The sequence below is a fragment of the Nesterenkonia natronophila genome (genome assembly GCF_003595215.1).
GTDB lineage: Bacteria > Actinomycetota > Actinomycetes > Actinomycetales > Micrococcaceae > Nesterenkonia > Nesterenkonia natronophila.
Genome location: NZ_QYZP01000002.1, coordinates 144,746 through 171,079 on the forward strand (window position 1 = coordinate 144,746; position 26,334 = coordinate 171,079).

Genomic DNA, 26,334 nt, shown 5'->3' on the forward strand with positions numbered 1-26,334 from the left:
GATGGTGAACGCTCATGCCGTGCTATTGGCCGGTGGAGCCGGCCGCAGACTAGGAGGGACGGACAAAGCCCTCCTCGACCGTGCAGGTCGCACGCTGTTGGACCACTGGGCAACTGCGCTCGCAGAGCGGGGTGTCTCCGGCGTCGTCGTTGGTCCTCAGCACCTGAGCAGGCACCTGACCCCACACCTGCGCCTGACCCGCGAGGATCCGCCGCTGAGCGGACCGGCTGCGGCTGTCTGTGCCGGGGTGCGGGCCCTTCCCCCAGCGAATTCTGAAGATGCCAGCGAAGCGGTCCTGCTGTTCGCGGTGGACATGGTAAATCCCGGGCCGTTGCTCGATTGGCTGGTGGAATGGCTGCCCGTACTGCAGGGGACCGGTGAACAAGCTGTAGTTCCGCGAGACGCTGAGGGTAGGTTCCAAATGCTCAGCTCCGCAGTCGGCCGCGCGTGGCTTCAACAGCGAGTGGACCGCCTGCTGCCCGGGGAGGAGGTCGGCCAGTCACTGCGTTGGCTGCTCGACGGCGCCCAGACTGCACACCCGGTTCTCCCGTACGATCTCAGCGGCGACGTTGACACACCCGAAGACGCGCGCAGGCACAGCGTCAGCTATTCACATGACCGCCCCGGCGGAGGAAGTCCCCCGCGACCAGCCTGATGTGAGAGTCTGGTCACCACCGATCCGTGACGTCAGTGACGAGACCCGCGAGGAGCCCCATGGCAGAAGCTGACATTCCCACCACGACCGAGCAGTCCGTGCACGAAGCAATCGAGCAGTGGGTCGGCGAGCTGACTCGCCACCTGGAGATCGAAGACACTGACGTGCGCATAAACGACCTCCTCAAGATCGCCGGTGAAGCCGCCCACACGGTGGTCCGGCCTGCGGCGCCAGTGACGACCTTCCTCATCGGTTACGTGACCGGACTGGCCGAGGCCTCTGGCCAGGCGGACTACCAGAAGGCGCAGAAAGCGGCCACGCAGGTGACGCGGAACCTCCTCGAGCAGCGGTCTCAGGCCCCCGGGTGACTCTACTCCGGCGCAAGACACTCCCATGGTGAATTCCCCGAGTCCTTTTGCCGAGGCCCGGCGCATCGCCGGCTCGGCCGAAGCGCTGCCTCCGGTCCGCCGCTCGTTGGCTGCGAGCATCGGTTGTGTCCTCAGCGAGCCGATCACCGCCCAGCTGAACATTCCACATGCTGCCAGCTCCGCCATGGACGGCTGGGCCGTCACTCCCGCAGATCATCCGCAGTGGCGGCTCAGGAGCAACGGAGCCCAGCGGCCCGGCGTCGTGCTGAAGCCACTGGCCGCAGGGGAGGCGGTGGAGGTGGTCACCGGCTCGCCCGTACCAGCAGGCACGTATTCGGTGCTCCGCACCGAACACGGCCACATTGAGCACAGCGCTGTCCATGGCCAGCAGCTTCGAGCTGACCCCGGCACACCTGATCTTGAACAAGGCCGCAATATCCGGCCCGAGGCCTGCGAGGCACAGGCCGGGCAGCTGCTCTGTGAGCCCAGTCAGGTCCTGACCCCGGCGCGGGCCGCCACCGCGGCCGTGGCCGGATATGACAGGCTCGCAGTCACCCCTCCACCACGGGTCCGGCTGGTCCTCACCGGGGGAGAGGTCATCACCTCGGGAGTTCCAGCGCCCGGGCAGGTCCGTGACGTCTTCGGCCTTGCGCTCCCTGCCATGGTGTCCGCTATGGGTGCTGAAATTGAAGATGTTCGCAGAACCGACGATGACGCCGCGGCTCTTATCGAACTTATAGACTCCGCTCCCGCTGAGGTCATCATCACCACCGGAGGAACAGCGGGGTCCCCTGCCGATGTCCTCCGGCCAGCGCTGACACATCTCGGCGCCGAGATCCTGATCGATTCAGTGAGCATGCGTCCGGGGCATCCAGCGCTGCTAGCACGTCAGGGCAGCACTTTCGTCCTCGGCCTGCCCGGTAATCCGCTGGCAGGCTTCGCCGCCCTTGCCGTCCTGGGAGATCCCCTGATCCGGGCACTGCGTGGGGTGACCCCCGCAGTGAATTCACGGACAGTCATGGCTGGCAGCGCACTTCAAGGGCCCCGCGCAGGAGTGCGGCTCCTACCGGCACAGATCCGTGAGGAGACCGTCGAGCCCTTGCCGCACACCAACGCCCACATGATGCGCGGCCTCGCAGACGCCGAGGTCTTCGCCGTAGTACCTGCCGGCGGTCTGGCTCCCGGTGAGGCCGTGGAATGCTTGGAGGTGCCGGGCGTCTCAAATCTCGCCGTGGGTTGGCCCAGATCGTCCGAGGACCATTCGTCAGGAGTTTCGTAATGGGTCGCATCACGCAGCGCAAGCAGGTGACCCGCGTTTACCGCGACGGTGGAAACTCGCAGTCAGCCGGCGGACACGGGGAGGCACGGTTCTCCCTTCGCAGCAAGCTTGATGTTCTCGCAGCTGAGGAACCCTTGGAAATCAGGCTCGGTGGAGAATCCTTCACCGTGACCATGCGCACCCCGGGGAACGATTTTGAGCTCGTCGCGGGTTTCCTGGTCGCGGAGGGAATGCTCACCTCAGCCCAGGATCTGCGCAGCCTGCGCTACTGTGCCGGAACTGATGAGTTCGGCAACCAAACGTACAATGTCATCGACTGTGACGTAGATCCGCTGCGGGTCCCGCCAGTCGCCGGGCACAGGCGCAATGTGCTCACCACATCAGCCTGCGGCATATGCGGGACCGCCTCAATCGATGCCGTAGACAAGACGCTGCCGTCCGCGCCAGGGGACGGACCCAGACTTCGAATCAGCTCGGAAACGATGCTGCGGCTGCCCGACACGCTGCGGAATCATCAGAAGATCTTCGCAAAAACGGGGGGCGTTCACGCGGCAGGACTGTTCGGTGCCGATGGGGAACTGTGCTGCCTCCGGGAGGATGTGGGTCGACATAACGCGGTGGACAAAGTCGTAGGGTGGGCGTTTATGGGCGACCGGCTGCCGCTGAAAGGGACGGTGCTTCAGGTCTCTGGTCGAGCGTCTTTCGAACTGGTGCAGAAAGCAGCCCTCGCAGGGATCGAGATGCTCAGCGCAGTGGGGGCGCCGTCCTCATTGGCAGTGGACCTCGCCGAACGAGCAGGGCTCACACTGGTCGGATTCTCCCGCGGCCAGAGCGCAAATATCTACACCCACGCCCACAGGATCCAGGCCTGATCACAGAATCCTGAGAAGACTAGACTTGTGGCTTCATGACACGTTCAGCGTCGCCCGACCGCCATGCCAGCCATAAGGAGCCTTCCATGTCCCACACCGTCAACGCCGTGGTTGTCACAGAAAAGAACGCGCCCGCTGCAATCGAACAGATCATCATCCCCGACCCAGCTCCAGGCGAGGTGGTGGTCGACGTGCTGACCTGCGGGGTGTGTCAGACCGACCAACATTTTCAACAGGGCGAGGTCGGTGACAACTTTCCTTACCTCCTGGGACACGAAGCCACCGGCCGGGTCTCCCAGATTGGCGAGGGAGTCACTTCAGTGGCCGTCGGAGACAAAGTCATTCTGAATTGGCGCGCTGTATGCGGCGATTGCCGTGCCTGCCGCAAGGGAGAGCCGAAGTACTGCTTCGACACTCACAATGCCTCGCAGAAGATGACGCTCACCGACGGCACGGAACTCGAGGCGGCTCTGGGTATTGGCGCCTTCGCGGAGAAGACGTTGGTGGCCGCCGGGCAGTGCACAGTGATCGATGACGTTCCAGATTCCGCGAACGCAGCAGTGGGTCTTTTGGGCTGCGGGATCATGGCCGGAATCGGAGCTGTGCTCAACACCGCGGCCGTTCAACGGGGTGAGTCCGTCGCCGTCATCGGCGTGGGAGGCGTGGGCACCGCCGCCGTGGCCGGTGCGAAACTTGCCGGAGCGACTACCATCATTGCGGTCGACATTGATGACCGAAAGCTGGAGCAGGCACAAGAACTTGGCGCCACCGACACCATCAACTCCCAGCAGACCAACCCAGTGGAGGCCATCCGGGAGCGCACTGGCGGGTTCGGCGCAGATGTGGTCATCGACGCCGTCGGCCGCCCGGAAACTTACAAACAGGCCTTCTACGCCCGTGACCTGGCCGGACGAGTGGTCCTGGTCGGAGTTCCGGACCCCTCCCTGACCATCGAACTTCCATTGATCGACGTCTTCGGTCGAGGCGGGGCACTGAAGTCCTCCTGGTACGGGGACTGCCTCCCATCCCGCGACTTTCCTATGCTGGTAGACCTCTGTCAGCAGGGGCGCCTCGACCTCGAGGCTTTCGTCACCGAGCGCACTACTCTGGACAGAGTGCAGGAGGCCTTCGACACCATGAATCGCGGAGACGTGCTGCGCACTGTCGTGGAGCTCACCGCATGAGATCAGTGGACCGCAACGAGCAGGAGGATCAGACATGAGCGCACGTATTGAACACCTGGAGACTTCCGGCACCTTCTCCCTGGACGGTGGCACCTGGGATGTGGACAACAACGTTTGGCTCGTCGGCGACGACCATGAGGTGATCGTGATTGACCCAGCCCACGACGTCGACGCTGTAGTCTCCGCGGTGAACGGGAGAAGAGTCGCTGCGATTCTTCTGACCCATGGACACGACGACCATATCCGCCAGGTTCTGGACGTCAAGGAGAGGGTCGGAGGAGCCATCCACCTCAACCCTGAGGACCGCATGCTCTGGGATCAGGTGCATGAGGGGACGGACCCTGATGGGGAGATTACAGACGGAGACACGTTCGAAATAGCCGGTGCGGCACTTCGCGCGATCCACACGCCTGGGCATTCGCCAGGCTCCACGTGCTTCTACTCGGAGGATTTGGGGCAGCAGGCCGTGCTGTTCTCCGGAGACACGCTCTTCCAGGGTGGGCCAGGTGCCACAGGGCGCTCATACAGCAGCTTCGACACCATCGTGGAATCTATTCGGACCAGGCTTCTCGATCTGCCCGCCCAGACCGTCGTGAACACCGGCCACGGTCCATCCACGACAATTGGCGATGAGTCAGCGAACGTCTAGTAGCGCGCACCCCGGGTGTGTAGGCTGAAGACTGGGCGGCACTGCTGTTTCGCCCACAGGCGCAGTTGAGAGTGATGGAGGGACCATGACACAGCCACCTACACCCCCGAACGGGGACCAGCCGCAGCAGAATCAGCAGCAGCAGTTCGGCGGATATCACGCGCCCCGGGACCAGGGGCCCAACGCGGCCGGTTTCTTCAAGGCACTGTTTGACTTCAGCTTCAGAAGCTTTGTCACCATCAAGTTCGCCGCGATCATCTACGGCATCGCGCTGCTGCTGATCGGGCTCTTCACGCTGGTGGGCATCATTGTCGCGTTTGTCAGTATGACGGAGGAGCCGCTGGCCGGACTGCTGCTGCTGCTGATTGTCCTCGTGGCCGCGCCGTTCTACCTGATTCTGATTCGGTTGACTCTCGAGCTGTACGTCTCAATGATTCGCACGGCGCAGAACACGGCGGCCACCACTGTGGAGCTGGAGAACCTCCGTCGGGAGATGTCCCAGCGCCGCTGATCTCCTGCCTCAGGTTTCATCGCGAAGGCCCTCGCACCGGCCTGCGCAACCCCCGCAGTTCGGTGCGCCCGGACTCGATGCTGGAAATCGGCCCGGTGTAGCGTAGACTGTGTGAGCACTCTCCGGATAATCCCGTTTATCTGTGCAGACTCCTGGCTCGCCCGGTCTCCGGTCGGTAGGTCCAGTTGAGCGTTGTTTTCGTCACGGGTCGATTCCGGAAAACCCTCGTGGTCCGTCCCCGTGAAATGTCCAGCGTGATATCACATGATGATTCCTGCTGTGCCCATGCACTGCTGCGCCCAGCGTCAGCAGTTCGAGCACAAGTGGTCAGAAGACTCATGCACTCTGTGGCACGACGCGGGGATCACGCCGCACCAACGTGACAAGGAGTCACCGTGACCGAAACACCTCAGACCGAGCAGCCAGCCTTCAGCACTCTGGGCTTATCCCCAAAGGTGCTGAGCACCATCGAAAAGATGGGCTACGAGACGCCCTCCCCCATTCAGGCAGAGACCATTCCTCATCTCGTCGCCGGCCGGGACGTCGTCGGGCTCGCCCAAACCGGCACCGGCAAGACCGCAGCCTTCGCGCTGCCGGCGCTGACCCATATGGCAGCGGACCACGAATCCGGCGATCTGGGTCCCCTGCCCAACACGCTGGTTCTAGCGCCCACACGAGAACTGGCCATTCAGGTCGCTGAGGCGTTCTCCTCGTATGCGGCGCGACTGGAAGGCATTTCTGTGCTCCCCATCTACGGTGGCGCACCGTATGGTCCGCAGCTGCAGGGGCTCCGCCGAGGCGCCAACGTCATTGTTGGTACCCCGGGCCGTGTCATCGACCATATGTCCAAGGGTTCTCTGGACCTCAGTGAGGTCAAGCACCTGATTCTGGACGAGGCCGATGAGATGCTGCGGATGGGCTTCGCGGAGGAAGTTGACAAGATTCTTGCGCAGACACCGGACACCAAACAGGTGGCCCTGTTCTCAGCAACCATGCCCAAGGCGATTCGCAGGATCTCTGAGGATTACCTCAACGACCCTGTTGAGGTGGCGGTCAAGGCCAAGACGACCACCAGCGCGAACACTCGGCAACGGTTCGTCTTCATCAAGCACCACGCCAAACCGGAAGCCTTGGTGCGGATTCTGGAGACGGAACCCCACGAGGCGGCGATTGTGTTCGTCCGCACCCGCTCGGCCACCGAAGAGGTCGCTAACAAGCTCACTGCCCGTGGGTTCAGGGCCACGGCTATCAACGGTGATATCCCGCAGAACCTGCGAGAAAAGACCGTCGAGTCGCTGAAAGACGGACGGATCGACCTCTTGGTTGCTACGGACGTGGCCGCACGTGGGTTAGATGTCGAGCGAATCAGTCATGTTTTCAACTACGACATCCCGTTGGACACCGAGTCCTACGTTCACCGCATCGGACGGACCGGTCGAGCGGGGCGCTCCGGTGAGGCAATCCTGTTCGTGACCCCCAGAGAGCGTCGGATGCTGCGGTCAATCGAGAAGGCCACTCGACAGACGGTCGAACAGATGAATCTGCCCACCGTCGCCGACGTCAATGCTTCCCGGTTGGACCGTTTCTCTGAACGGATCACCCAGACCCTGGCGACCGAGGACCTCGAAGACTACCGTGACCTCGTCACCAGCTACGTCGCCGAGCACAACACCCCGGCTGAGGACGTCGCCGCTGCTCTGGTGGCGGTGGTCCACGATGGTCGTCCCCTGCTGCTGGATGAGAAGGCGGAGGATGACTTGGCCCGGGCCGGTCAGAACTTCGAGCGTGAAGACCGAACAGCCCGTGACCCCGGACCGCGTGAGGGTGCTGCCCGGGACCGCGGGCCCCGTCATAAGGGCGCCCCTGCGGTGGCTGGACCGGGAAACGCCATGTACAAGATCGCCGTGGGCCGGCAGGCAGGCGTCGCTCCCGGACACATCGTGGGCGCAATCGCCAATGAGGCAGGACTGTCCGCTCGCCAGATCGGAAGCATCGACATTCGCCCGACGCACTCCCTGGTCGAGCTTCCCGAGACGCTGACCAAGGATCAATGGGCAGCCCTGTCCAAGACTCGCATCGGGGGAGAGCTCATCAGGCTCGAGCGTGATTCGGGCCCGCACGGCGCGCCCAGCAGTGGCAGGAAATTCGACTCCGCCAAGAAGCGCACCGGGTTCGACACCGACCGTCCTGCCAAGAAGTCAGCAAAGAAACCGCGCTGGCGCGACCGCTAGACCCTGGCTTTGAGCCTTGCCCGTGACGCTGCCCCCAAGGGTCTCACGGGCAAGTCTCGAGCTGCTGTTCAGTTCATCCTGTCTAGACTGCAGCGGTAGTCAAACAGATTGGGAAGAGGATCATGACTGAACTCACCGCGCAGGACATCATCAAACGGCTCGACGACATCGGCACATGTATGTTCACTACCGTGGACGAATTCCGCCGGTTGGTATCTCGGCCAATGTCGGTTTCCCACATAGACGAGGGCCACCGCCTATGGTTCTTTACGCCCGCCGGCTCGGAGAAGAACGAGGATGTGCTCGGCGACGGACACGTCAATCTGGCCTTCGTTGCAGACAAGACCTGGATCTCTGTGACCGGCACCGCCACTGTGGTGGATGACGCGCAGAAGAAGCAGGAGCTCAAGGATCTTGGGGCTGAGGCCTACTTCACCAAGGGTGCTGACGATTCCGAGGCTCGTCTGCTCTGTGTTGACCCGGACAACGCCCAATACTGGGAGGGTCCGGGCAAAGCCGTCGCGTTGGTAAAACTAGTGACTTCTGCAGTGTCCAACGGCACACCCAACATGGGGGATAAGGGGCGCGTCGAACTCTGAGTCCCCAGCGCTAGGCGCTGGTTCGCCGGCTCCGATGGTTTACTCAGCTGCGGCCAAGGACGTGGCGGAGGGCAGTGTCCAGGTCCGGGTGGCGGAACCCGTAGCCCAGGTGCATCGCACGCTCCGCACTGACATTCTGATCGGCCAGCACAATCTCCTGAGCTCCTTCGGACCCCAGCAGCAGCTTAGGCCCGAAGGTCGGTACTGGTATGGCAGAGGGCCTGCGAAGCACATTGCCGAGCGTGGTGGCGTACTCTCGTGCGGTCACCGGGTTCGGAGCGACACCATTTACCGGCCCCTGAGCCTCCGGGTTTACCACCAGGTGCACAATTAGTGCCGAGATGTCATCGAGGCTGATCCAGCTTTGAACCTGTTCCTGGCCCAGTGGGCCCCCAGCTCCGACAGCGAAGAGAGGCAGCAACTGCTGCAGCGCGCCGCCAGAGGGAGACTGCACAATTCCAGTCCGGATCATAGCAACGCGCACCCCCGAGGCTTCAGCTCGGCGAGCAGCGTCCTCCCAGGCGCCACACACCTCCGCAATGAAGTCTGTGCCCGCGTCAGTGTCCTCGTGCAGCAGTTCTTCCTCGTGAGGTCGGTCAGCCGGAGTGGCGCCGTACCAACCGATAGCTGAGCCGCTGATCAGCACCCGACCCCGCGGATCATGCGCCTCGGCGTGTCCCAGAGCCTCCGCTAGGAGGGTGGTGCCCCGCACTCTGGAATCACGCACTTTGCGCTTGTGCTCGTCAGTGAACCGGGCGGCCAGTGGGTGACCTGCCAGGTGGACCACGGCATCCACCTCAGCCAGCGCAGCGTCGTCGATCTTTCCGCTGTCCGGATCCCAGGCGATGTCAGGGCCCAGGCGATGTGCGGCGTTCCCGGGCTCATCGAGATCGCGGCGGACAAGACGCCGGATCTCAATGCCAGCGCCGCCCAGGAGGGCGCACACCTGGGTGCCGATCAGGCCGGACGCACCGGAGACTGCCACCACGCGGGGCATTTCTGGCATGTGCGTTTTGTGACTCTCGCTTACATGCTTCTGACTGGCTAAGGTGCCGTGGCTCTGGTGGAACGCCAGATCTTCAGTGGTCTGCCGGGTGCGGAAGTCGAAGACACGCCGAAGCTCGTTTTCGAACACGCGATGTAGAAGTTTGGTAACCGTTGGCGGCAGGTGTGACAGGACGGGGAATTCGTAAGTCACAGTCTCCCGAAGCATGGTCCCGGAGCCTTCGTCGCTGAACTCGCGGTAGTGGCGCCAGCTGCGCATCGGCCCGGAGATCATGACATCGCTGAAGCTGCGCCCCTGCTCGAAGTCCTCGTGGCGAGAGGTCCATTTCAAGCTGCTCGGTATCCGAAAGGGCAGAATGGAGGTGAGCGTTTTCGCCGCGGCGGTGGCACTTGTCCCCAAAAGGCCTGGAAGGTTCAGCGTAATCACTGAACCCGCACCATTTATCGGCCCGTTCGGGGGTTCCTGGAGCACTGAACCCGCAAATGGTGGATGGAGCCGCGTCAATGCGCCGGGGCGGGTGTACCAGGTGAAGACATCCTCCCGCGAGAAAGGAAGATACGTTTCGTACTGGAACTGTGGCATCGGAACTCCTGCAAGTCTCGCCGACGGTCCGTTGAGCCGCAGGGCAGCGGCAGGCCGGTAGTACGGACGTTACCACCGCCTCGCGTGCGTGCGCTGAGAGGGCACCGTCTCCGGGTGGCAGAGACAACTCTTCGCGGCGTCCACAGCGTTGAATGAATTTGAGCGACTGTCCAAACCAGTGCTAATGTTTACTGCCGTTGCCCCAATAGCTCAGTGGTAGAGCGCAGTCTTGGTAAGACTGAGGTCCCGGGATCGATTCCCGGTTGGGGCTCCAGATGATGGCCCGTGGCGCAGCAACTAAACCCCAGCACACTAGGTGCGTGGAAGGATTGCGCCCGGGCCATTTTCGTGTCGACATAAGCTCTCAGGCCCTGAATCCAGCACTTTGACCAGGCGAAGTGCGTGTGGAAAGATAGCGCCTTGGACATTTCCGTACCGTGGGTTGTGAATAGCGAATCATGGGTGCGGATTTGGTCGGGGCGGTGTAGCTCAGCTGGTTAGAGCGCACGACTCATAATCGTGAGGTCGGGGGATCGAGCCCCCCCACCGCTACCGGATACTTCCGTTGAGAAGGGGTCTCTCTTGGTAATTATCGGGAGAGGCCCCTTCTCATGACGCCCAGGGGGCTCACTTAGGTAGGCCGCGACAGCCGCCCCATGGGTAAATTACTGCCGTTCGGTTATGTCCAGGTTTCCGAGCCACCCTAGGGGCGGGTCTGAGCGAGCACAAGTACTCTCAATGCTCCACATCAAGTCATCTCCGGTGTGTAACACGCGCCTCACAGGGCCAATCACCACCGGTGAGACGGGCTTTGCACTGACTTAACGGCCTCACAACTCATCGGAAACGCTGCCAAGAGATTCTTGGAGGACTCACGCCCCCACCCAGGGGCCGTCATTCAGAGAAAGAGAATCTTATGTCCTATGTAAAACCCTCGGACCTGGCGGTGCGAATGATCGACGCAGGAGCGCAGAAGTCGTTCATGTCCACCCGCGACACGATGATCCGGGCATACATGGGTGGAGCCATCCTTGGACTGGCCGCCGCATTCGCCATCACCATCACTGCACAGACCGGCAGCGCCCTCGTGGGAGCCATGCTCTTTCCCGTCGGGTTCGTGCTGCTCTACCTGATGGGGTTCGACCTGCTGACCGGCGTCTTCACACTCGTCCCGCTGGCACTGCTGGACAAACGGCGGGGAGTCACCGTGAAGTCCATGTTCCGCAACTGGGGCCTGGTTTTCCTCGGCAACTTCTTGGGGGCGTTCACCGTCGCGGTGCTCATGGCTATCTATTACACCACCGGGTTCGCTACCCCACCCGATGAGGTTGGGGTAGCCCTTATGGAGATCGGCCACGGTAGGACCGTCGGCTACGCCGAGTACGGCGCAGCAGGGATGCTGACCCTGTTCGTCCGGGCGATCCTCTGCAACTGGATGGTTTCCACGGGCGTGGTGGCCGCCATGATGTCAGACAGTGTGTCAGGAAAAGTGATCGGCATGTGGCTGCCCATTATGCTCTTCTTCTACATGGGATTCGAGCACTCGATCGTCAACATGTTCCTCTTCCCCGTAGCGCTTCTGATGGGCGGAGACTTCACCGTCCTCGACTACCTCATTTGGAATGAGATCCCAACCGTACTGGGGAATCTGATTGGCGGCCTGACGTTCGTGGGACTGACCATCTACATCACCCACCGACGTACCCGGCCCAGCCGCGAACTTCCTACGAAAGAGGAGAAGGTTCAGACCGCGAGCTTGTAGCCGCGTTTGACCACCGTCTGCACCACGGAGGGAACCTGAAGTGACTTGCGGAGGCGGGAGACCAGCATCTCCAAGGCACGTTCACTGTCACAGTGCGGCAACTTCTCCAGCAACTCCTCCCTGCTGAGGACCGTACCGTCAGCCATCACCAGCTCCCGCAGAAGCGCCAGGGGAGCGGGGGAGAGACGCACGGGAGGGGTGGGGCTATCAGGGAATCGCACCTGGTGCCCACGAATCTCCATCAGTCCTCGGACGGTCTCGGCCTTGAGGATGTGGTGGGACTCAAGGTGGTCGCAGACTTTCTTGATCAGCGCGCCCAATCTCCACCGCTCCGGAATGATCGCTTCAATGCCCGCCTCAGCTAAAGGGGCCGCGGTCACCGCCCCTACCGCAGCTGTGAGGACATCCGACTGCAGAGCTGACACGAGCTCCTCGCGCTTGCCATACTGCTGTGCGACACCGAGAAAAGCATCGACTGCCGGCGCAGCGGTAAATGTGACCATGTCCAGTTGCCGGTCGATCACGGAGCTGATCATCTTCAACAGTTCGGAATCTTCAGCGGGCTTGGTCCAGGTGTACGGCATCACGGTCAAGACCTTGGCCCCCGCCGCCTCGATACGGTGGACCTGCTGGTGGTTCAACATCCCGTGGAGCTGGAAGGCGATCGTCTTGCCACTAATATCCTTTTCCAGGAGCATATCCAGCATGGTGTCAGTGCGCTCATCCTCAGCTGCTCCGTCGTCGTCCAAGCCAGCAGCGCGAATCGCGCCGCGCGCCTTTGGCCCTCGCACTAGAATGCTCGCACCACTTAGCGCCTCGTGAAGCTCGGGCCAGACCCCATACGTCTCGGCCGCCTCCGCCCAGCGACGCATGCCGTACGCGGTGGTGATGATCGCGTAATCCGGTGACGAGGAGATGATTTTGTTTGTGTCTTGCTGCAGGGTCACAGACTCGGTCAGTGACGCGATGCGCAAAGCCGGGGCGTGGGTCACCTCCGCCCCACGCCGCTGAAATGCGGCGATGAGCTCTTCGCTGCGCCGATCAGAGGTCACCCCAATGCGGAACCCAGAGAGCGTCTGCGGCAGGAGAGGCGCGGCAACAGCCCCGCGGGAGAGAATTTCAGACGTCTGCCGAAGCTGCTGGGGAGATTCGGCAGAGGATGCTGGGGAGCTCACCGTGGATGAAGATCCTTCTGTGTCAGAGATTGGTTGCAGCGGGGGCCGCAGTAGCAGCCGCCTGGAGAACCCTCCCATAAACGTTGGAGGACTCACCGGTTTCGGGGCCGTCGGCAGCTAAGGTGACGACTTCCCCGATGACCAGTACTGCGGGCGAACGGAGTCGCCGAGAGGCAGCGACGGTGTGCACAGCGTCTAACTGACTCAAGGTGACACGTTGTTCAGGACCATATGCGCTCTCTACGGTCCCAATCGCCGTGTGGCTGGGCAGGCCATGTCTCATCAGGCCCTCCACTGTGTGGCCCAGAGTTCCGATCCCCATCAGGAGAACGATCGTCCCCCCCAATGTGACCAGTCCCTCAAACTCATCCTCGGTGAGGGGATCGTGGGCTGAGATGACGGTGAAAGCCCGGCTGATGCCGCGGGCGGTCACTGGTATCCCCGCCGCGGCGGGTACCGAGACTGCCGACGTGACACCTGGCACAACAGTGACTGGAACTCCAGCTTCCCGGCAGGCCGCCACCTCTTCGCATCCACGGCCGAAGACAAACGGGTCGCCGCCTTTGAGGCGCACCACGTGGTTACCCTCGCCGGCCCAACGCAGGATCATCTGATGGATGTTTTCCTGAGACACCCGGTGGTGACCCGGCCGTTTTCCCACGTCGAACAAGTGCGCATTGGGGGCCCATGAGCGCAGTTCGTCCGTCGGAGCCAACCGATCGTAGAGCACTACATCGGCCGTGGCCAGCACGTCGCGAGCCCGGACAGTCATCAGGTCAACGGCACCGGGCCCGGCACCGACCAAAGTGACCCGGCCAACACTCATGCTCTTGCCTCCTGGACGGACACACCCGTGGGGGACGAGTCATTGGCAGCGTGATTCCGGAGCTCTTCGCGGACGGGGATCGTGGGGCCAATGAGCACAAGATCGGTGGAACCTCGTTCCTGCTCAGTCGCAGGGCGAATCTGACCCCGTTCAAGAACATACTTCAGGTCAGTATCAGGTGACTCTGGAGCATTGACGAAGCTGCGGAATCGGCGGAGCTTCTCCGGATCTCGCAGAGTGGCGGCCCATTCGTCCTCGTAACGGTCCACGTGATCGGCGATACTTCGCTCGAGATCTGCCGCCACCCCAAGCGAATCGCTGACCACAACGTCCTCAATGTGTGCGACTCCGCCGGGAAGCTCTTCGATCCACCGTGCAGTGCGCTGCAGACGATCAGCAGTGCGTATGTAGTACATGATGTACCGGTCAATATAGGCCACCAAAGTGTCATCATCCAGATCCTTGGCCAGCAGCTCTCCGTGTACAGGGTTCGCGCCTCCGTTGCCGCCGACGTACATGTTCCATCCGTCTGAGGTGGCGATGACGCCCACATCCTTTGCGCGAGCTTCGGCGCATTCTCTGGCGCATCCGGAGACTCCGAACTTCATCTTGTGCGGGGAGCGCAGGCCCTTGTAGCGGTTCTCCAAGAAGATGCCCATGGCGACTGAGTCTTGGACTCCGTAGCGGCACCAGGTGCTGCCCACGCAGGACTTCACATTCCGCAGTGCTTTGCCGTATGCCTGACCGGACTCAAAACCAGCATCCACCAGGCGCGCCCAGATGCTTGGCAGTTGTTCGAGCCGAGCTCCGAAAAGATCAATTCGCTGAGCTGCCGAAATTTTCGTGTACAGACCAAACTCTGTGGCTACGTCAGCGATGACCGCCAGTTTCTCGGGAGTGATCTCCCCAGCAGGTATTCGAGGCATCACCGAATATGTGCCGTTCTTCTGCATATTCGCCAGGGCGCGATCATTGGTGTCCTGCAAGCCTCCTCGGCCAGTGCCCAGGATGTACTCGTCGTGCATGGCAGCGAGCATGGAAGCGACCGTCGGTTTGCACACGTCGCAGCCGAGATTCATTGAGGCGTCAGTGGGGGTGCCGAAGTGCTCCACGATATCTGTGAACGAACGCAGCTGTGCTGCCCGAACGCCTTCAAAGAGTTCGGCCCGAGGCTGGGGGAAGTGCTCACATATAGCCCGTGAGACCTCCACCCCTTGGGCGAGCATCTGCTTCTCCATAACCTTCTTGGCTACCGGCAGACAGGAACCGCACTGGGTCCCCACCGCAGTGCAGGATTTGAGGCACCCCATATCCGCGCAGGGGGCTGTGCCGGCTTCACCGGTCACCGCCGCGCGCACCGCGCCTGCCGAGACGTCTTTGCATGAGCAGATCTGGGCGTCATCAGGCAGCTCGAGGTCAACCTCCGCTCCGCTGGTGGCGGAGAGGAACGCATTGGGCTCAGCAGGCAGCTCACGTCCTAGCAAGGGGCGCAACGATGTGTATGGCCCGGCGTCGCCGACGAACACTCCGCCCAGCAGGGTCCGCGCATCATCAGTGACGACCAGCTTCTGGTAGAGGCCCTGAGCAGGATCGGCGTAGACGACCTCCAACGCACCTTCGGTATCCCCTAACGTGTCACCGAAACTCGCGACATCCGTCCCGGCGAGCTTGAGCTTAGCTGCGGTGTCGAACCCCTCAAAGCTGGCCTGACCACCGCAGAGTCGGTCAGCCACCACCTCGGCCATTGCATTAGCTGGGGCAACTAGCCCCATGCAGGTGTCTTCGAAGCTGGCCACCTCGCCGATCGCCCACACATGGGTCGCGGAGGTCAGACAGGTCTCATCGATGACGACGCCGCCACTGCCACTGACTCTCAGGCCAGCCGCACGGGCCAACTCGTCGCGAGGGGTGATGCCAATGGCTGCCACCACCAAGTCGCAGGGAAGGTTGTCACTGTGCTGAAACTCCAAGCTGTACCTGTAACGGCCGGCGCTGTTGCTGCCCAGGGCATGCGGGCGCTCCCCGAGCCGCAGGTGATATCCCTGGTCGGCCAGCAGACGATTCAGCGCCCGCCCGCCGCCCTCATCCAGCTGCGCATTCATCAGATGTCCCCGTGAGTGCACAATGCTGACTTCTGCGCCGCGGCCAGCGAGCCCGCCAGCGGCCTCCAAGCCGAGGAGCCCGCCACCGATGACAGCGCAGTGTGGAACCCGGCCGAGGTGGAGTCTCAGCTCCTCCACCCGGTGAACCAACCAGTCCACATCCTCGACCGTTCGATACACCGCGATGTCCTGGTTGCCGGGAATGGGCGGCCGGGGGGCGGAAGAGCCCGTCGCGAGGACGACGTCGTCGTACTGCACTGCGGTACCGTCGGCCAGCGTAACTGTCTTGGCTTCCGGATCCAGCTGCACAACCTGTTGGTCGGTGTGCAGCACCACGCGGGGGTCGTCCCATAACGTGGCGTCGCCCAGCAGCAAGGCGTTTTCCGGTTCATCGAATCTCTTTGACAGCGCCACCCTGTCGTATGGCGGGGAGCTTTCTTCGCAGTACACACTGATTCGAAACTCTGGGATTTCCCGGGCCAGCAGAGCTTCGGTGAGGCGATGAGCGGCGGGTCCTCCGCCGGCCACCACCACGTGATGGGTGAAAGGTGGGGCACCAAACATTGGACTACCTTTCTCAGGTGGTTTACCGAGCGTGGAATCACTTTAGGGAGCGTCGATTTCGGCCCGGTGTCAGGGATGTGATGGCTATGTGACGCCGTCCTCACTGCGGGGCGGAGACGCTGTGAGCCCCGTTTCATGTGGACGTTACACCGTGGTGTTTCTGCAGTAATTCGGTCCCTCTAATGTGAAACCCATAAGAGGAGTGAACCGCTTTTATGAAAGGACGTCTCATGGCGACTGCAGTGCTGGAACGGTTGATCTCCGCGCCCACGGATGGCGCTCAAGGCGCGTGGCGTGAGATATGTCCACTAGATGAGTTGGAGCCGCTCTGGGGCGAGGCCGCGCTGCTGCACGGAGCGCAGATTGCCCTGGTGCGGCTTCCAGATGATCGCGTGCTAGCCGTGGATCACTGGGATCCGCGAGCACAGGCGAATGTCATGGCACGGGGGATCGTGGGTTCCGCGGAGGGCCGAACCACCCTGGCCTCGCCCATCTACAAGCAGGTCTATGACCTGGAAACCGGGGAGTGCGTCTCGGAACCAGGCCCGCCGCTGACCACCTATCCGGTCAGGGTCGCCAGCGGACAGGTGCAGGTGTTCCTCTGAAAATGCCCACGACTGCCGGTCTCACCACCGCAGTCCTGGCTGCGATCTCACACGGGACGAATTGCCCTGCAGGCCAAGCTGCGGTCCAGGGACTGTTCCAACAGACTGTCACTAGGGCGGCGGGAGCGGAAACCCTCACTGACTTGCGGCTGGGGCACGTCGATGTCGAAGAGCCCGACACGGCTGCGACCCTGTCCGCCCTCTCCGGCTCTGGCCCGGCGGTCATCGTCCCGCTGCTGCTCTCAGCAGGTTTCCACGTCAACGTAGACCTTCAGGATGCGGCTGACGCGAGCGAACGGATCGTCGTCGTATCAGGCGCTCTGGGTCCTGATGAACGGCTCACTGATGCCCTGGAGCAGCGGCTCAATGAATCGGGTGCTGACCCCGCCTCAGATGTCATTATTCTCGGAGCAGCTGGGTCCTCCGACGGCGGTGCCGTCCGGGACGTCAAGACCGCTGCCGGTATGCTCGCTGACCGCCTGCGCTGCCCCGTCCAGGATGCCTACTTATCCTTTGCCAAACCAACAGTCGTAGAGGCTGTCTCAGCAGCTCGAGACGCTCACCCGGGGAGCCGGATTGTCCTGACCAGCTACCTGCTGGCTCCCGGGTACTTTCAGCGCCTGCTCTCCCGGCAACAAGCAGACGTGATCACCGCGCCGGTGCTCAATGTCACCGACGGTGCCGCCGATATTCCACCCGGGCTGCCTGAGATCATTTTGGATCGATTCCAGCAGGGGCTCGCGAGGCTCTGACAGATCAGTGAGGAGCCTCCACAGGTAGGATATTCCCACGATGATTGACAAGCCGTTCGACCCCTGGGCCTCCGGGACGCCTGCATACCGTGCCGCGCTGATCGCCGGCATGGCCTGCAGCCTCTTAGGCATTCTGGCTCTGGTCTTCGCCGCGGTGGCGGATTCGACCCTGTTCCGTACCGTCGGAATCGTGCTCATCGGCATCGGTATTCTCAGCCACGTGACCGGCATCGGCCTGCGCAAACGCCAGGCACTCCACATCATCCGCGAGAGAAAGAGTCAGGGATGAGCATCAATACTGCACGGGAGGGCCACACCTACCCCGCCATCACCTACCAGGTGGGTCGTGAGGGTCTCCGAGAATTCGCTCGTGCGGTCAAAGCGCAGCATCCTGCCCACTTTGAGCTGGAAGCAGCTGCGGAACTGGGTTACGAGGATCTCATTGCCCCACCTACTTTTGGGGTGGTGGTCTCTCAGCGAGCCGAAGCGGCCATCATCGCCGATCCCGAGGTCGGCATCGACTTCTCACGTGTCGTCCACGCAGATGAGCGTTTCGTTCACCATCGCCCCATCACCGCTGGAGAGACTTTGACAGCCGCCACAACCTTGCAGCGGATTCGGACCATGGGCTCTGGTGCCATGGTCACTACGGTCACCGAAATCACCCACGACGACGCCCCACGCACCACAGTCACATCCACGCTGCTGGTCCGCACTGAGGAGGCAGATGCATGACGCCGAAGCTTACTGACCTGGAGAAGGGCCAGAGCATCGGCCACCGCACCGTAGAGCTCTCCCGAGCGGACCTCCTCCGCTACGCAGCATCTTCCGGGGACCACAACCCCATCCACTGGAATGACCGGTTCGCCAAAGAAGTCGGACTCGACGGCGTGATTGCGCACGGAATGCTCACCATGGGTGTGTCGGTGGAGCTCGTCACTGACTGGGTCGGTGACCCGGCCAAAGTGATGGACTATCAGACCCGGTTCACCCAGCCAGTCCCGGTCCCCGATCCCGACCATGGCTCGCCGGAAACCCCTACGGCGCGCCTGGAGGTCGCCGGGAAGGTCGGAAGGGTCGACGCCGAGGCGAACACCGCGCGCATTGACCTCACCGTGGAGCTGGTCGCCGGTGACGCACGGAGCAAAGTTCTTACCAAAGCCCAGGTCGTCGTCGTTCTAAACTGAACGCACGGAGACTTTTCAGCGACGCCCAGCCGAGACATCACCCACTCACGCATCCGCGCAGCGCACCCCGCGCCCACACTAAGGGAGCCATCACATGACCAGTATTCAGCAGATGACTGAGAAGCCGTGGCTCAAGCCACTTGCCCTGGCATCCATAGCGGCGCTCGCGCTGACTGCTTGCGGAGAGGGCAACGGCAATGAGGAGGACAACGGCGGCGAGGAGGACTCCGCCGAGGCTCAGCCAGAGGTCGAGACGGACGTGGAGATCGACGCTGAGGTCGAAACGCTGGAGGAGGGCGTCCTGCAGATCTGTTCAGATGTGCCGTACCCACCGTTCGAGTACTACGACGCAGATGGCAATGTGGTCGGCTTTGACATCGACATTGCCACTGCTATCTCAGACGCGCTCGGCCTCGAACTGGAAATCATTGAGTCGTCCTGGGATGGCATCGAATCCGGAGTCGCGCTCAACGCAGAAGACTGCGACCTCGCCATCTCTGGGATGACCATCACCGAGGAGCGCGCCGGCAACATGCTCTTCAGCGAGCCTTACCTCGATGACAACCTCGGTCTGCTGGCCACCGCCGACTCCGGCATCTCCTCCACAGATGACCTGGAGGACATCCCAGTGGGCGTCCAAGCAGCCACTACCGGTCACGACTACGCCGAGGAGGAGCTGGGCTTGGATGTCACCCAATACGAAGACTCCGGCCTTATGCTCCAGGGTCTCGACGCTGGCCAGGTTGATGCCATCGTGGGCAACATCTCCATCATCGGGTACCAGGCAGGTGACGACGAACGCTTCGAGTTCGTTGAGGAGATCGACACCGGCGAACAGCTCGGTATAGCTGCGCAGCTGGAAAATCAGGACCTCATCGACGCCGTCGACGAGATCCTCGCGGAGCTGGACTCATCCAGCGCTCTGGAGGAGATTGAGGATGCATGGTTCCGCTCAGAGACTCCCGAAGAGGCAGATGACGACGCCGCTGAAGAGGACTGAAAGCTCCCAGGTGTAGGTCATCATGGCGCTCTCCAACCGCGACCGAGCCAGGCTGTCTCTAGGAATTCAGGCTGCGATCTTCGCTGGGATCGTCGTCGTTCTGATCATCATCATCGATTGGACGGCGGTGCAGCGGAGCTTCTTCAACCTTGAACCTGTGATGGCGATGTTTCCTGAGGTCATCACCGTCGGGCTGTGGAACACTGTCCGGTACACATTCTTCGGGTTCCTGTTCGGGCTCATCGGCGGCACGGTGCTGGCGCTGATGCGCATCGCATCCTTCCCGGTGTACCGGTGGTTCGCTACGCTCTACATCGAGTTCTTTCGCGGCATCCCCGCAATCCTGGTGTTCATAGCACTGGGGTTCGGTGCCTCGCTTGCATTCGGGCTGAACCTGAGCACGCTGCAAACGGCCTCCACGGCGCTAGCGATCGTGGGAGCGGCGTACATCGCTGAGACCATCAGGGCTGGCCTCCAAGCTGTACCGAAGGGCCAGATGGAGGCCGCGCGTGCACTGGGCATGCCAGCATGGCGGGCTATGCTGACAATTCAGATCCCGCAGGCATTCCGGATTGTGCTGCCGCCGCTGACCAATGAGGCGATCCTGCTGACCAAAGATTCGTCGCTGATCTTCGTCGTCGGCATGGCAGGCTCGGCCGCGGAACTCACCAAAATGGGCCGCGACGGCATCACGATGTATCAGGCCGGAATGACCCCGTTGGTCGTGGCCGGGGTCTGTTATCTGCTGATCACCGTCCCCCTGTCCATACTCGCTCGACGGATGGAGGAGCGGTCGCCCACAAATTCCTCGCGGAGGCGCCACAAGAAGAAGGCCACAGCCTCCCCAGTCTCCTCGGGAGTCGCATGAGTGAAGTGTCGGGAAACCCGGGCCAGATGATCACCGACCCCGCCGGTGTGGTGATTGACGGCCTCCATAAGTCATTCGGGGACGTTGAAGTGCTCAAGGGCATTGACATGACCGTCAGCCCAGGCCAGGTGGTGTGTCTCATCGGCGCCTCAGGGTCCGGTAAGTCCACGCTGCTGCGCTGTGTCAACCGATTGGAGGACCCTGACGCTGGGCGCATCACCGTTGGTCAGTTCGAAGCCACCCACGAAGACGTCAACCTTGACGCGATGCGCCGACAGATAGGGATGGTCTTCCAGCAGTTCAACCTGTTTCCGCATCTCAGTGTGCTCGAGAACTGCACGATCACCCCGCGTAGGGTGCTCAAACACTCCAAAGATGCGGCCGAGGAGGAGGCGCTGCATCACCTGGAGCTGGTCGGGTTGAAGCATCTCGCCGACCGACGTCCGGCTCAGCTTTCGGGCGGCCAGCAGCAGCGGGTCGCCATCGCCCGCGCGCTGACGATGCAGCCTAGCCTGATGCTGTTCGATGAGCCCACCTCGGCGTTGGACCCGGAGACCGTCGGAGAGGTGCTCTCCATCATGCGCGACCTGGCTCGGGCGGGAATGACGATGCTTGTGGTCACCCATGAGATGGGCTTCGCCCGCGAAGTCGCGGATCGTGTGGTCTTCCTCGACAACGGCCTCGTGGTGGAGGAAGGCCCTGCCCACCAGGTGATCGGTGCGCCCACTCAACCGCGCACCCAGGATTTCCTCCGGAGGGTACTCAATCCGCTGGGGGAGTGATCGGTTGGGCCTCTCCCGGCTTCCTGCGCGTATGATCCGACAGTGCTCGACGGTTAGGCTTGTGGGGTGAGCACAGCGCAGATTCTCGCCGACCACACCACCGCACGGGTCGGCGGCCCCGCAGACCGGTGGATCGTGGCCCGCAGTGAGGCCGAGGCCGTCGACGTTCTGCAGACACACCCACTCCCGGACGAAGCAGCACGTACCGCCGGTCAGGACAGCCTCCTAGTCCTGGGCGGGGGGTCCAACCTGTTAGTCAGCGATCGCGGTTTCTCCGGCACGGTTCTGCAGCTGGCATTCGATGGGCTCTCAGCGGAGCCCGTCGGGGACGACGCGGTCGAAGTTCGCGTGGCGGCCGGCCACGATTGGGACAGGGTGGTGGCGTGGACCGTAGAGCGCGGGCTCTGCGGGCTGGAGGCGCTCTCTGGGATTCCCGGTGCGACAGGTGCCGTGCCGGTTCAGAATGTTGGAGCCTACGGCTCTGACGTCTCGCAGACTATCGTTCAGGTGCGGGCGTGGGACCGGGCAGTGGCAGACATTGTGGTGCTGAACAATGAGGACCTTGAATTCGGGTACCGCGACTCCCTACTTAAACGCACTACCATCTCAGGGTCTCCCCGCTACGTGGTTCTGTCGGTCACGTTCCGCCTGACCCATGAGGCGGGACCGCCGCTCTCCGCTCCGGTGCGTTATGCCGAGCTCGCCCGCGCGCTGGGGTTGGACCACACCGCGGAGGAGTCCTCCCGTCGGGCGGCGCTGCCCCATGTCCGGCAGAAGGTCTTGGAGCTTCGTTCCAACAAAGGAATGGTCCTCAACGGCGAGGATCATGACACGTGGTCCACCGGCAGTTTCTTCACCAATCCCATCATCGCGGAGGCGCGACTTGAGGAGCTTCCGGAGCGAACACCACGGTTCTCGGCTGGGTACAGCGGAGACGGTCAGGCGCTGGTCAAACTCTCAGCGGCCTGGTTGATTGATCAGGCCGGGTGCGGCAAAGGATTCGGTCTCGCCGATGGCCCGGAACTGGGCAGGGGGGCCGAAGGTGCCGGTCTCGTGGGGGGTCGCGCGGCGCTCTCAACCAAACACACCCTGGCAGTGACGAACAGGGGCGACGCCTCGACAGAAGACCTGCTCACCGTTGCCCGCGCCGCGCGCGACCAGGTGCGCGAGAAGTTCGGCATCACACTCCACCCTGAGCCCGTCTTGATCGGCTGCAAGCTGTGAGCACTTCTGCATGAGCCGGTGGTGAAGGCCACCAGGTACTTTCTATGCGTTATTTCTCCGTGCTTGACCATGGTCCACGGCTCGATGTCGGGTATATCATCAGGTTACTAGGGTCGCCCAGCAGTGGTGGTGAGAGCGATGAAAGACCTGCCTGGCCGTGCACACGTCGTTGTCATCGGGGCTGGCATCGTCGGCAGCTCGATCGTCCGACACCTTGCGGAGCTCGGATGGCGCGACATCCTGCTGGTCGACAAGGGACCGCTGCCTGAGCCGGGGGGCTCCACCGATCACGCGTCGAACTTCGTGTTCCCGGTTGACCACTCCAAGGAGATCACCGAACTCACCCTGGACTCGCTGCGTCAGTACACCGCACTCGGAGTTCTCACCCAGTGCGGCGGCATCGAGGTGGCACGTACCCCGGAACGTCTCCAAGAGCTGCGGCGCCGGCGGACCTCCGCGGAGGCTTGGGGTGTCGATGCCGAGCTGATCAACCCGGCACAGGTCAAACAGCACATGCCGTGGATCCGGGAGGATCTGCTGCTGGGCGGATTTCACACTCCCACCGGGGCGATCGTCGATGCTGTGCGCGCCGGTGAGCTGATGCGAGGCCGGGCTGTGGAGCTAGGTGCCCTGCAGGTCGCCGACCGCACCGAGGTCACCGGCCTCGCGGTGCACTCCGGTACGCGCGGGGACATCCCGGGCCGGGTGCGGGCCGTCGAGACCGACCGCGGCTGGGTGGAGGCTGAGCACGTGGTCGTGGCCTGTGGGGTGTGGAGTCCGCAGATCGCAGCACTTGCCGGGGCGAGCATCCCGCTTGTGCCCGCTGTACACCAGATGATGGACCTTGGGCCCATCCCTGAGCTGGCTGCCACCGAGGAGTGGATCTCAGTGCCCCTGGTCCGGGACATGGACGCCCGCATGTACGCCCGGCAGCGCGGTGCGGACCTGGAGCTGGGCTCCTATGCGCATCGGCCGATACTTCACGAGCCCGCCGATATCCCCCCGCTGGGTGCGCGGGGGCAGGACTCACCCACCCAGATGCCGTTTACTGAGGAGGACTTCGGCCCGCAGCTGGCCCAGGCCCGGAGTCTGTATCCCGAACTGCTCGGTGAGCACGGGCGCGAGGGTGTCGGGGCCACTCATGCGATCAACGGGCTGCTTTCGCTCACCGCCGACGGCGCCCCGCTGCTGGGAGAGACCGCCGAGGTCCGAGGACTGTGGTCCGCGGCCGCCGTGTGGATCAAAGAGGGTCCGGGCGTCGGCCGAGCCGTCGCCGAATGGATGACCACAGGCGCCTCTGAGCTGGATGTCCATGGTGCAGACATCACCCGCGTCACGCGTCACGGTCGGACACGCCGCCATGTCCGGGCTCGGGCGGCGGAGGGTTTCCCAAAGGTCTACGGGATCGCGCACCCGCGGGAGCAGTGGAGCAGCAGTCGCCCTATGCGCACCAGCCCCTTCCAGCCGCGCACCCATGCGCTCGGCGGGGAATACTATGAGGTCTCAGGCTGGGAACGTCCCCAGTGGTATGCGGCCAACGCGCCCCTTGTGGCGGAATACGCCGGGCGCATCGACCTCCGGGTCCACGAGTGGGACACCCGCTGGTGGTCGCCAATTATCGAGGCCGAGCACCTGGCCATGCGCGAGCGGGCTGCGATGTTCGACCTTACTGCTTTCAGCATCATCGATGTCACTGGTCCGGCAGCTCTGGAAGCGGTGCAGTGGATGGCGGTGGGGGACGTTGACTGTGCCGAGGGTCGGGTCGTCTACACACCGCTGCTGGATGTCCGCGGTGGCTTCCGGTCCGATCTGACCATCGTGCGACTGGGGCGGCACCACTTCAGAGTCATCACCGGAGCTGCCGACGGAGCGCGTGACCTCGCCTGGCTTCGCCGCCACCTGGCCACTGACCTCGACGACGGTCGCGTGGTGATCCAGGACCTGACGTCGGCGACCTGCGCGGTCGGGCTCTGGGGGCCGCATGCTCGCCGCATAGTGCAGACGCTGACCGACGACGACCTCTCCGATGAGGGGTTCCGGTTCGGGACCGCCCGGGAAGTGGTGCTCGCCGGAATCCCGACGCTTATGGTGCGAATCTCCTATGTGGGAGACCTTGGCTGGGAGATCCACCTTCCGGTGGAGCAAGGGCTGGCCCTATGGGATGCCCTGTGGGAGGCTGGCCGACCGCACGGCCTCATCGCTGCAGGGGGAGGGGTCTACGGCACCACCGGGCGGTTGGAGAAAGCGCACCGACTTTTCGGGGCCGAGCTCGCTCCGGATCGCGGCCCTGTTGAGGCGGGGCTCGCGCTGCCGAAAGTGAAGGAGGCGGACTTCCTCGGCAAGGACGCGTACTTGTTGGCCCGGGGGCAGGAGCCGACTTCGGTGCTGTGCACGCTTGCCCTGACCGGAGGAGGGGTCGCCGCGCCCCGGTTCCCCACCGGTAACGAACCGGTGCTCGACGAAGACGGCCTACCCCTAGTGGACGGCCACGGTCGGCGCAGCTACATCACCAGCGCGGGCCCGGCGCCGTCTTTGGGTCGGTATGTGATGCTGGCCTACCTGCCGCCGGAGCGGGCGATGGCGGGTGCCCGACTGCAGGTGGAGTATTTGGGCGCGCGGCTGCCGGCCGAGGTGCTGGCAGTGGGCCGGACGGCACCGTTCGACCCAGAGCATGCGCGGGTCAAAGGGTGAGGAGCTGCCGTTCAGTCGCGTACATGGCCCACGTGCCCCAGCCGGAGAGAGAGAGCGTTGGCGGCGCGGAGCACCGGTGCACGGACCTCCGGCAGCCGGTCCGGCGGCAGGCGATATGAGGGGCCGGCCACGCTGATCCCGGCGACGACGTTGCCGCTGTGGTCGAAGACTGGAGCGGCAACGGCGTTGAGTCCCTCCTCGAACTCCTCTACAGCAAAGGCCCAGCCCCGGGTGCGGATTCGGTGCAGCTCTTCAGAGAGCGCCGCGGGACAGGTCAGCGTGTGCTCAGTAAACGGAGTTAAGCCCGTATCGAGCAGAGCGGCACGGTCCTCCTCCGGCAGGTGGGCCAGCAGTACTTTGCCGTTGGCCGTGGCGTGCAGGGCGGTGTGCTGGCCGATCCAGTTGCGCATGGCCACCGTGCTGTGAGCCTCGGACTGACACACGTTAATTGCTACGCCTTCACGAGTGATGGCTACGTTGGTGGTCTCCCCGATGACCGCGGAGAGCTCATCGCACACCGGCTGGGCCTCCAGGCTCACATCCCGGCGCGCGGCGGTGGCGCCGGCCAGGCGTAGACAGCCTACGCCGAGTCGGTACCCGCCGGAGCCATTAGGGGCGTCCACCAGGTCATGACGGACGAGGGTCTCAACCAGGCGCCCCACAGTGGACTTGTGCACCCCGAGTTCCCGGGCCATCTGACTGAGACTGGCCTCCCCCTCGCGCGCGAGGATGTCCAAAACTGTCAAGGCGCGGTCGACTGACTTCACCGGAGGGCCGGAGGAGAGCGAGTCGTCGTGCCACGGGTGTGCCGTCGCTGTACTCATGATGTATTGAGCATGCCGGTTCCAGAGGCTTAGGGC

Annotated in this window: 25 protein-coding genes and 2 tRNA genes; 22 read left to right on the forward strand and 5 right to left on the reverse strand. The window is 63.1% G+C overall.

The genetic code is table 11. The features are described from left to right. Nucleotide 1 precedes the first annotated feature (1 nt). The 9 genes from mobA (at nt 2) to D3250_RS05785 (ending at nt 8,348) form a co-directional block, all read left to right on the forward strand. Nucleotides 2–655 (forward strand): molybdenum cofactor guanylyltransferase, encoded by a 654-nt coding sequence (gene mobA / locus D3250_RS05745; protein ID WP_119902432.1) that lies wholly within the window; start codon nt 2–4, stop codon nt 653–655. Nucleotides 656–714: 59 nt separating this feature from the next. Beyond that, complete coding sequence (locus D3250_RS05750; protein ID WP_225973180.1) at nt 715–1,023, forward strand: DUF6457 domain-containing protein; 309 nt, start codon at nt 715–717, stop codon at nt 1,021–1,023. Between the two features lie 25 nt (nt 1,024–1,048). After that, nucleotides 1,049–2,302, forward strand: coding sequence for a molybdopterin molybdotransferase MoeA (locus tag D3250_RS05755; protein WP_119902433.1), 1,254 nt, complete (start codon nt 1,049–1,051; stop codon nt 2,300–2,302). Beyond that, the gene (fdhD, locus tag D3250_RS05760; RefSeq protein WP_119902434.1) at nt 2,302–3,174 is read left to right on the forward strand and encodes a formate dehydrogenase accessory sulfurtransferase FdhD; all 873 of its coding nucleotides are present in this window, start codon (nt 2,302–2,304) and stop codon (nt 3,172–3,174) included. Before D3250_RS05755 ends, fdhD begins: the two co-directional genes overlap by 1 nt. Nucleotides 3,175–3,260: 86 nt before the next feature. After that, on the forward strand, nt 3,261–4,358 hold the full coding sequence (locus D3250_RS05765) for an S-(hydroxymethyl)mycothiol dehydrogenase (protein WP_119902435.1): 1,098 nt from the start codon (nt 3,261–3,263) through the stop codon (nt 4,356–4,358). Between the two features lie 34 nt (nt 4,359–4,392). Beyond that, nucleotides 4,393–5,007, forward strand: coding sequence for an MBL fold metallo-hydrolase (locus tag D3250_RS05770; RefSeq protein WP_119902436.1), 615 nt, complete (start codon nt 4,393–4,395; stop codon nt 5,005–5,007). 85 nt (nt 5,008–5,092) lie between these two features. Beyond that, nucleotides 5,093–5,518 carry a DUF4282 domain-containing protein gene (locus tag D3250_RS05775; protein WP_119902437.1) on the forward strand — a complete coding sequence of 142 codons (426 nt, stop codon included), beginning with the start codon at nt 5,093–5,095 and terminating at the stop codon, nt 5,516–5,518. A gap of 395 nt (nt 5,519–5,913) precedes the next feature. Further along, entirely contained in the window at nt 5,914–7,749 is a 1,836-nt protein-coding gene (locus tag D3250_RS05780) for a DEAD/DEAH box helicase (RefSeq protein ID WP_225973181.1), read from the forward strand. Between the two features lie 122 nt (nt 7,750–7,871). Further along, the gene (locus tag D3250_RS05785) at nt 7,872–8,348 is read left to right on the forward strand and encodes a pyridoxamine 5'-phosphate oxidase family protein (RefSeq protein WP_119902438.1); all 477 of its coding nucleotides are present in this window, start codon (nt 7,872–7,874) and stop codon (nt 8,346–8,348) included. Between the two features lie 43 nt (nt 8,349–8,391). On the opposite strand, the gene D3250_RS05790 is transcribed toward D3250_RS05785, so the two are convergent. Continuing rightward, nucleotides 8,392–9,936 (reverse strand): TIGR01777 family oxidoreductase, encoded by a 1,545-nt coding sequence (locus tag D3250_RS05790; protein ID WP_119902439.1) that lies wholly within the window; start codon nt 9,934–9,936, stop codon nt 8,392–8,394. Nucleotides 9,937–10,135: 199 nt separating this feature from the next. On the opposite strand from D3250_RS05790, the gene D3250_RS05795 reads away from it, so the two are divergent. From D3250_RS05795 to D3250_RS05805, 3 genes are all read left to right on the forward strand, one after another. Then, nucleotides 10,136–10,210 (forward strand) — tRNA-Thr (locus D3250_RS05795). 204 nt (nt 10,211–10,414) lie between these two features. Then, nucleotides 10,415–10,488 (forward strand) — tRNA-Met (locus D3250_RS05800). A gap of 364 nt (nt 10,489–10,852) precedes the next feature. Next, complete coding sequence (locus D3250_RS05805; RefSeq protein ID WP_119902440.1) at nt 10,853–11,698, forward strand: formate/nitrite transporter family protein; 846 nt, start codon at nt 10,853–10,855, stop codon at nt 11,696–11,698. Here D3250_RS05805 and D3250_RS05810 read toward each other — a convergent pair. Genes D3250_RS05810 through nirB form a run of 3 tightly spaced genes read right to left on the reverse strand, consistent with a single transcriptional unit; the run spans nt 11,680 to nt 16,365 of the window. Continuing rightward, nucleotides 11,680–12,873, reverse strand: coding sequence for a uroporphyrinogen-III synthase (locus D3250_RS05810; RefSeq protein WP_225973182.1), 1,194 nt, complete (start codon nt 12,871–12,873; stop codon nt 11,680–11,682). The two genes, D3250_RS05805 and D3250_RS05810, sit on opposite strands and share 19 nt — an antisense overlap. A 22-nt stretch (nt 12,874–12,895) precedes the next feature. Then, nucleotides 12,896–13,699 carry a uroporphyrinogen-III C-methyltransferase gene (cobA, locus tag D3250_RS05815; RefSeq protein WP_119902442.1) on the reverse strand — a complete coding sequence of 268 codons (804 nt, stop codon included), beginning with the start codon at nt 13,697–13,699 and terminating at the stop codon, nt 12,896–12,898. Then, a complete protein-coding gene (nirB, locus tag D3250_RS05820; RefSeq protein WP_119902443.1) occupies nt 13,696–16,365 on the reverse strand; it encodes a nitrite reductase large subunit NirB in 2,670 nt (889 codons plus the stop codon). The genes cobA and nirB overlap by 4 nt, the downstream gene beginning before the upstream one ends. 230 nt (nt 16,366–16,595) lie before the next feature. Here nirB and nirD point away from each other — a divergent pair, with 230 nt between their 5' ends. From nirD to D3250_RS05870, 10 genes are all read left to right on the forward strand, one after another. Continuing rightward, nucleotides 16,596–16,970: a nitrite reductase small subunit NirD gene (nirD, locus tag D3250_RS05825; RefSeq protein ID WP_119903004.1), complete on the forward strand. Its 375-nt coding sequence runs from the start codon at nt 16,596–16,598 to the stop codon at nt 16,968–16,970. Between the two features lie 2 nt (nt 16,971–16,972). Next, nucleotides 16,973–17,722: a sirohydrochlorin chelatase gene (locus tag D3250_RS05830; RefSeq protein ID WP_119902444.1), complete on the forward strand. Its 750-nt coding sequence runs from the start codon at nt 16,973–16,975 to the stop codon at nt 17,720–17,722. A gap of 40 nt (nt 17,723–17,762) precedes the next feature. After that, a complete protein-coding gene (locus tag D3250_RS05835) occupies nt 17,763–18,011 on the forward strand; it encodes a UbiA prenyltransferase family protein (RefSeq protein ID WP_119902445.1) in 249 nt (82 codons plus the stop codon). Then, entirely contained in the window at nt 18,008–18,457 is a 450-nt protein-coding gene (locus D3250_RS05840; RefSeq protein ID WP_119902446.1) for an FAS1-like dehydratase domain-containing protein, read from the forward strand. Before D3250_RS05835 ends, D3250_RS05840 begins: the two co-directional genes overlap by 4 nt. Then, nucleotides 18,454–18,909, forward strand: a complete 456-nt coding sequence (locus D3250_RS05845) for a MaoC family dehydratase (RefSeq protein ID WP_119902447.1) — start codon at nt 18,454–18,456, stop codon at nt 18,907–18,909. Before D3250_RS05840 ends, D3250_RS05845 begins: the two co-directional genes overlap by 4 nt. 94 nt (nt 18,910–19,003) lie before the next feature. After that, nucleotides 19,004–19,909 carry an ABC transporter substrate-binding protein gene (locus D3250_RS05850; protein WP_119902448.1) on the forward strand — a complete coding sequence of 302 codons (906 nt, stop codon included), beginning with the start codon at nt 19,004–19,006 and terminating at the stop codon, nt 19,907–19,909. A gap of 22 nt (nt 19,910–19,931) precedes the next feature. Then, on the forward strand, nt 19,932–20,777 hold the full coding sequence (locus D3250_RS05855; RefSeq protein WP_119902449.1) for an amino acid ABC transporter permease: 846 nt from the start codon (nt 19,932–19,934) through the stop codon (nt 20,775–20,777). Then, nucleotides 20,774–21,559: an amino acid ABC transporter ATP-binding protein gene (locus D3250_RS05860; RefSeq protein WP_119902450.1), complete on the forward strand. Its 786-nt coding sequence runs from the start codon at nt 20,774–20,776 to the stop codon at nt 21,557–21,559. The genes D3250_RS05855 and D3250_RS05860 overlap by 4 nt, the downstream gene beginning before the upstream one ends. A 66-nt stretch (nt 21,560–21,625) precedes the next feature. After that, nucleotides 21,626–22,783 (forward strand): UDP-N-acetylmuramate dehydrogenase, encoded by a 1,158-nt coding sequence (locus D3250_RS05865; RefSeq protein ID WP_225973183.1) that lies wholly within the window; start codon nt 21,626–21,628, stop codon nt 22,781–22,783. Between the two features lie 138 nt (nt 22,784–22,921). Next, nucleotides 22,922–25,474, forward strand: coding sequence for a GcvT family protein (locus D3250_RS05870; RefSeq protein WP_119902451.1), 2,553 nt, complete (start codon nt 22,922–22,924; stop codon nt 25,472–25,474). 11 nt (nt 25,475–25,485) lie between these two features. Here the strand turns inward: D3250_RS05870 and D3250_RS05875 are convergent, their stop codons facing one another. Next, nucleotides 25,486–26,298 carry an IclR family transcriptional regulator gene (locus D3250_RS05875; RefSeq protein WP_119902452.1) on the reverse strand — a complete coding sequence of 271 codons (813 nt, stop codon included), beginning with the start codon at nt 26,296–26,298 and terminating at the stop codon, nt 25,486–25,488. Between the last annotated feature and the right edge of the window lie 36 nt (nt 26,299–26,334).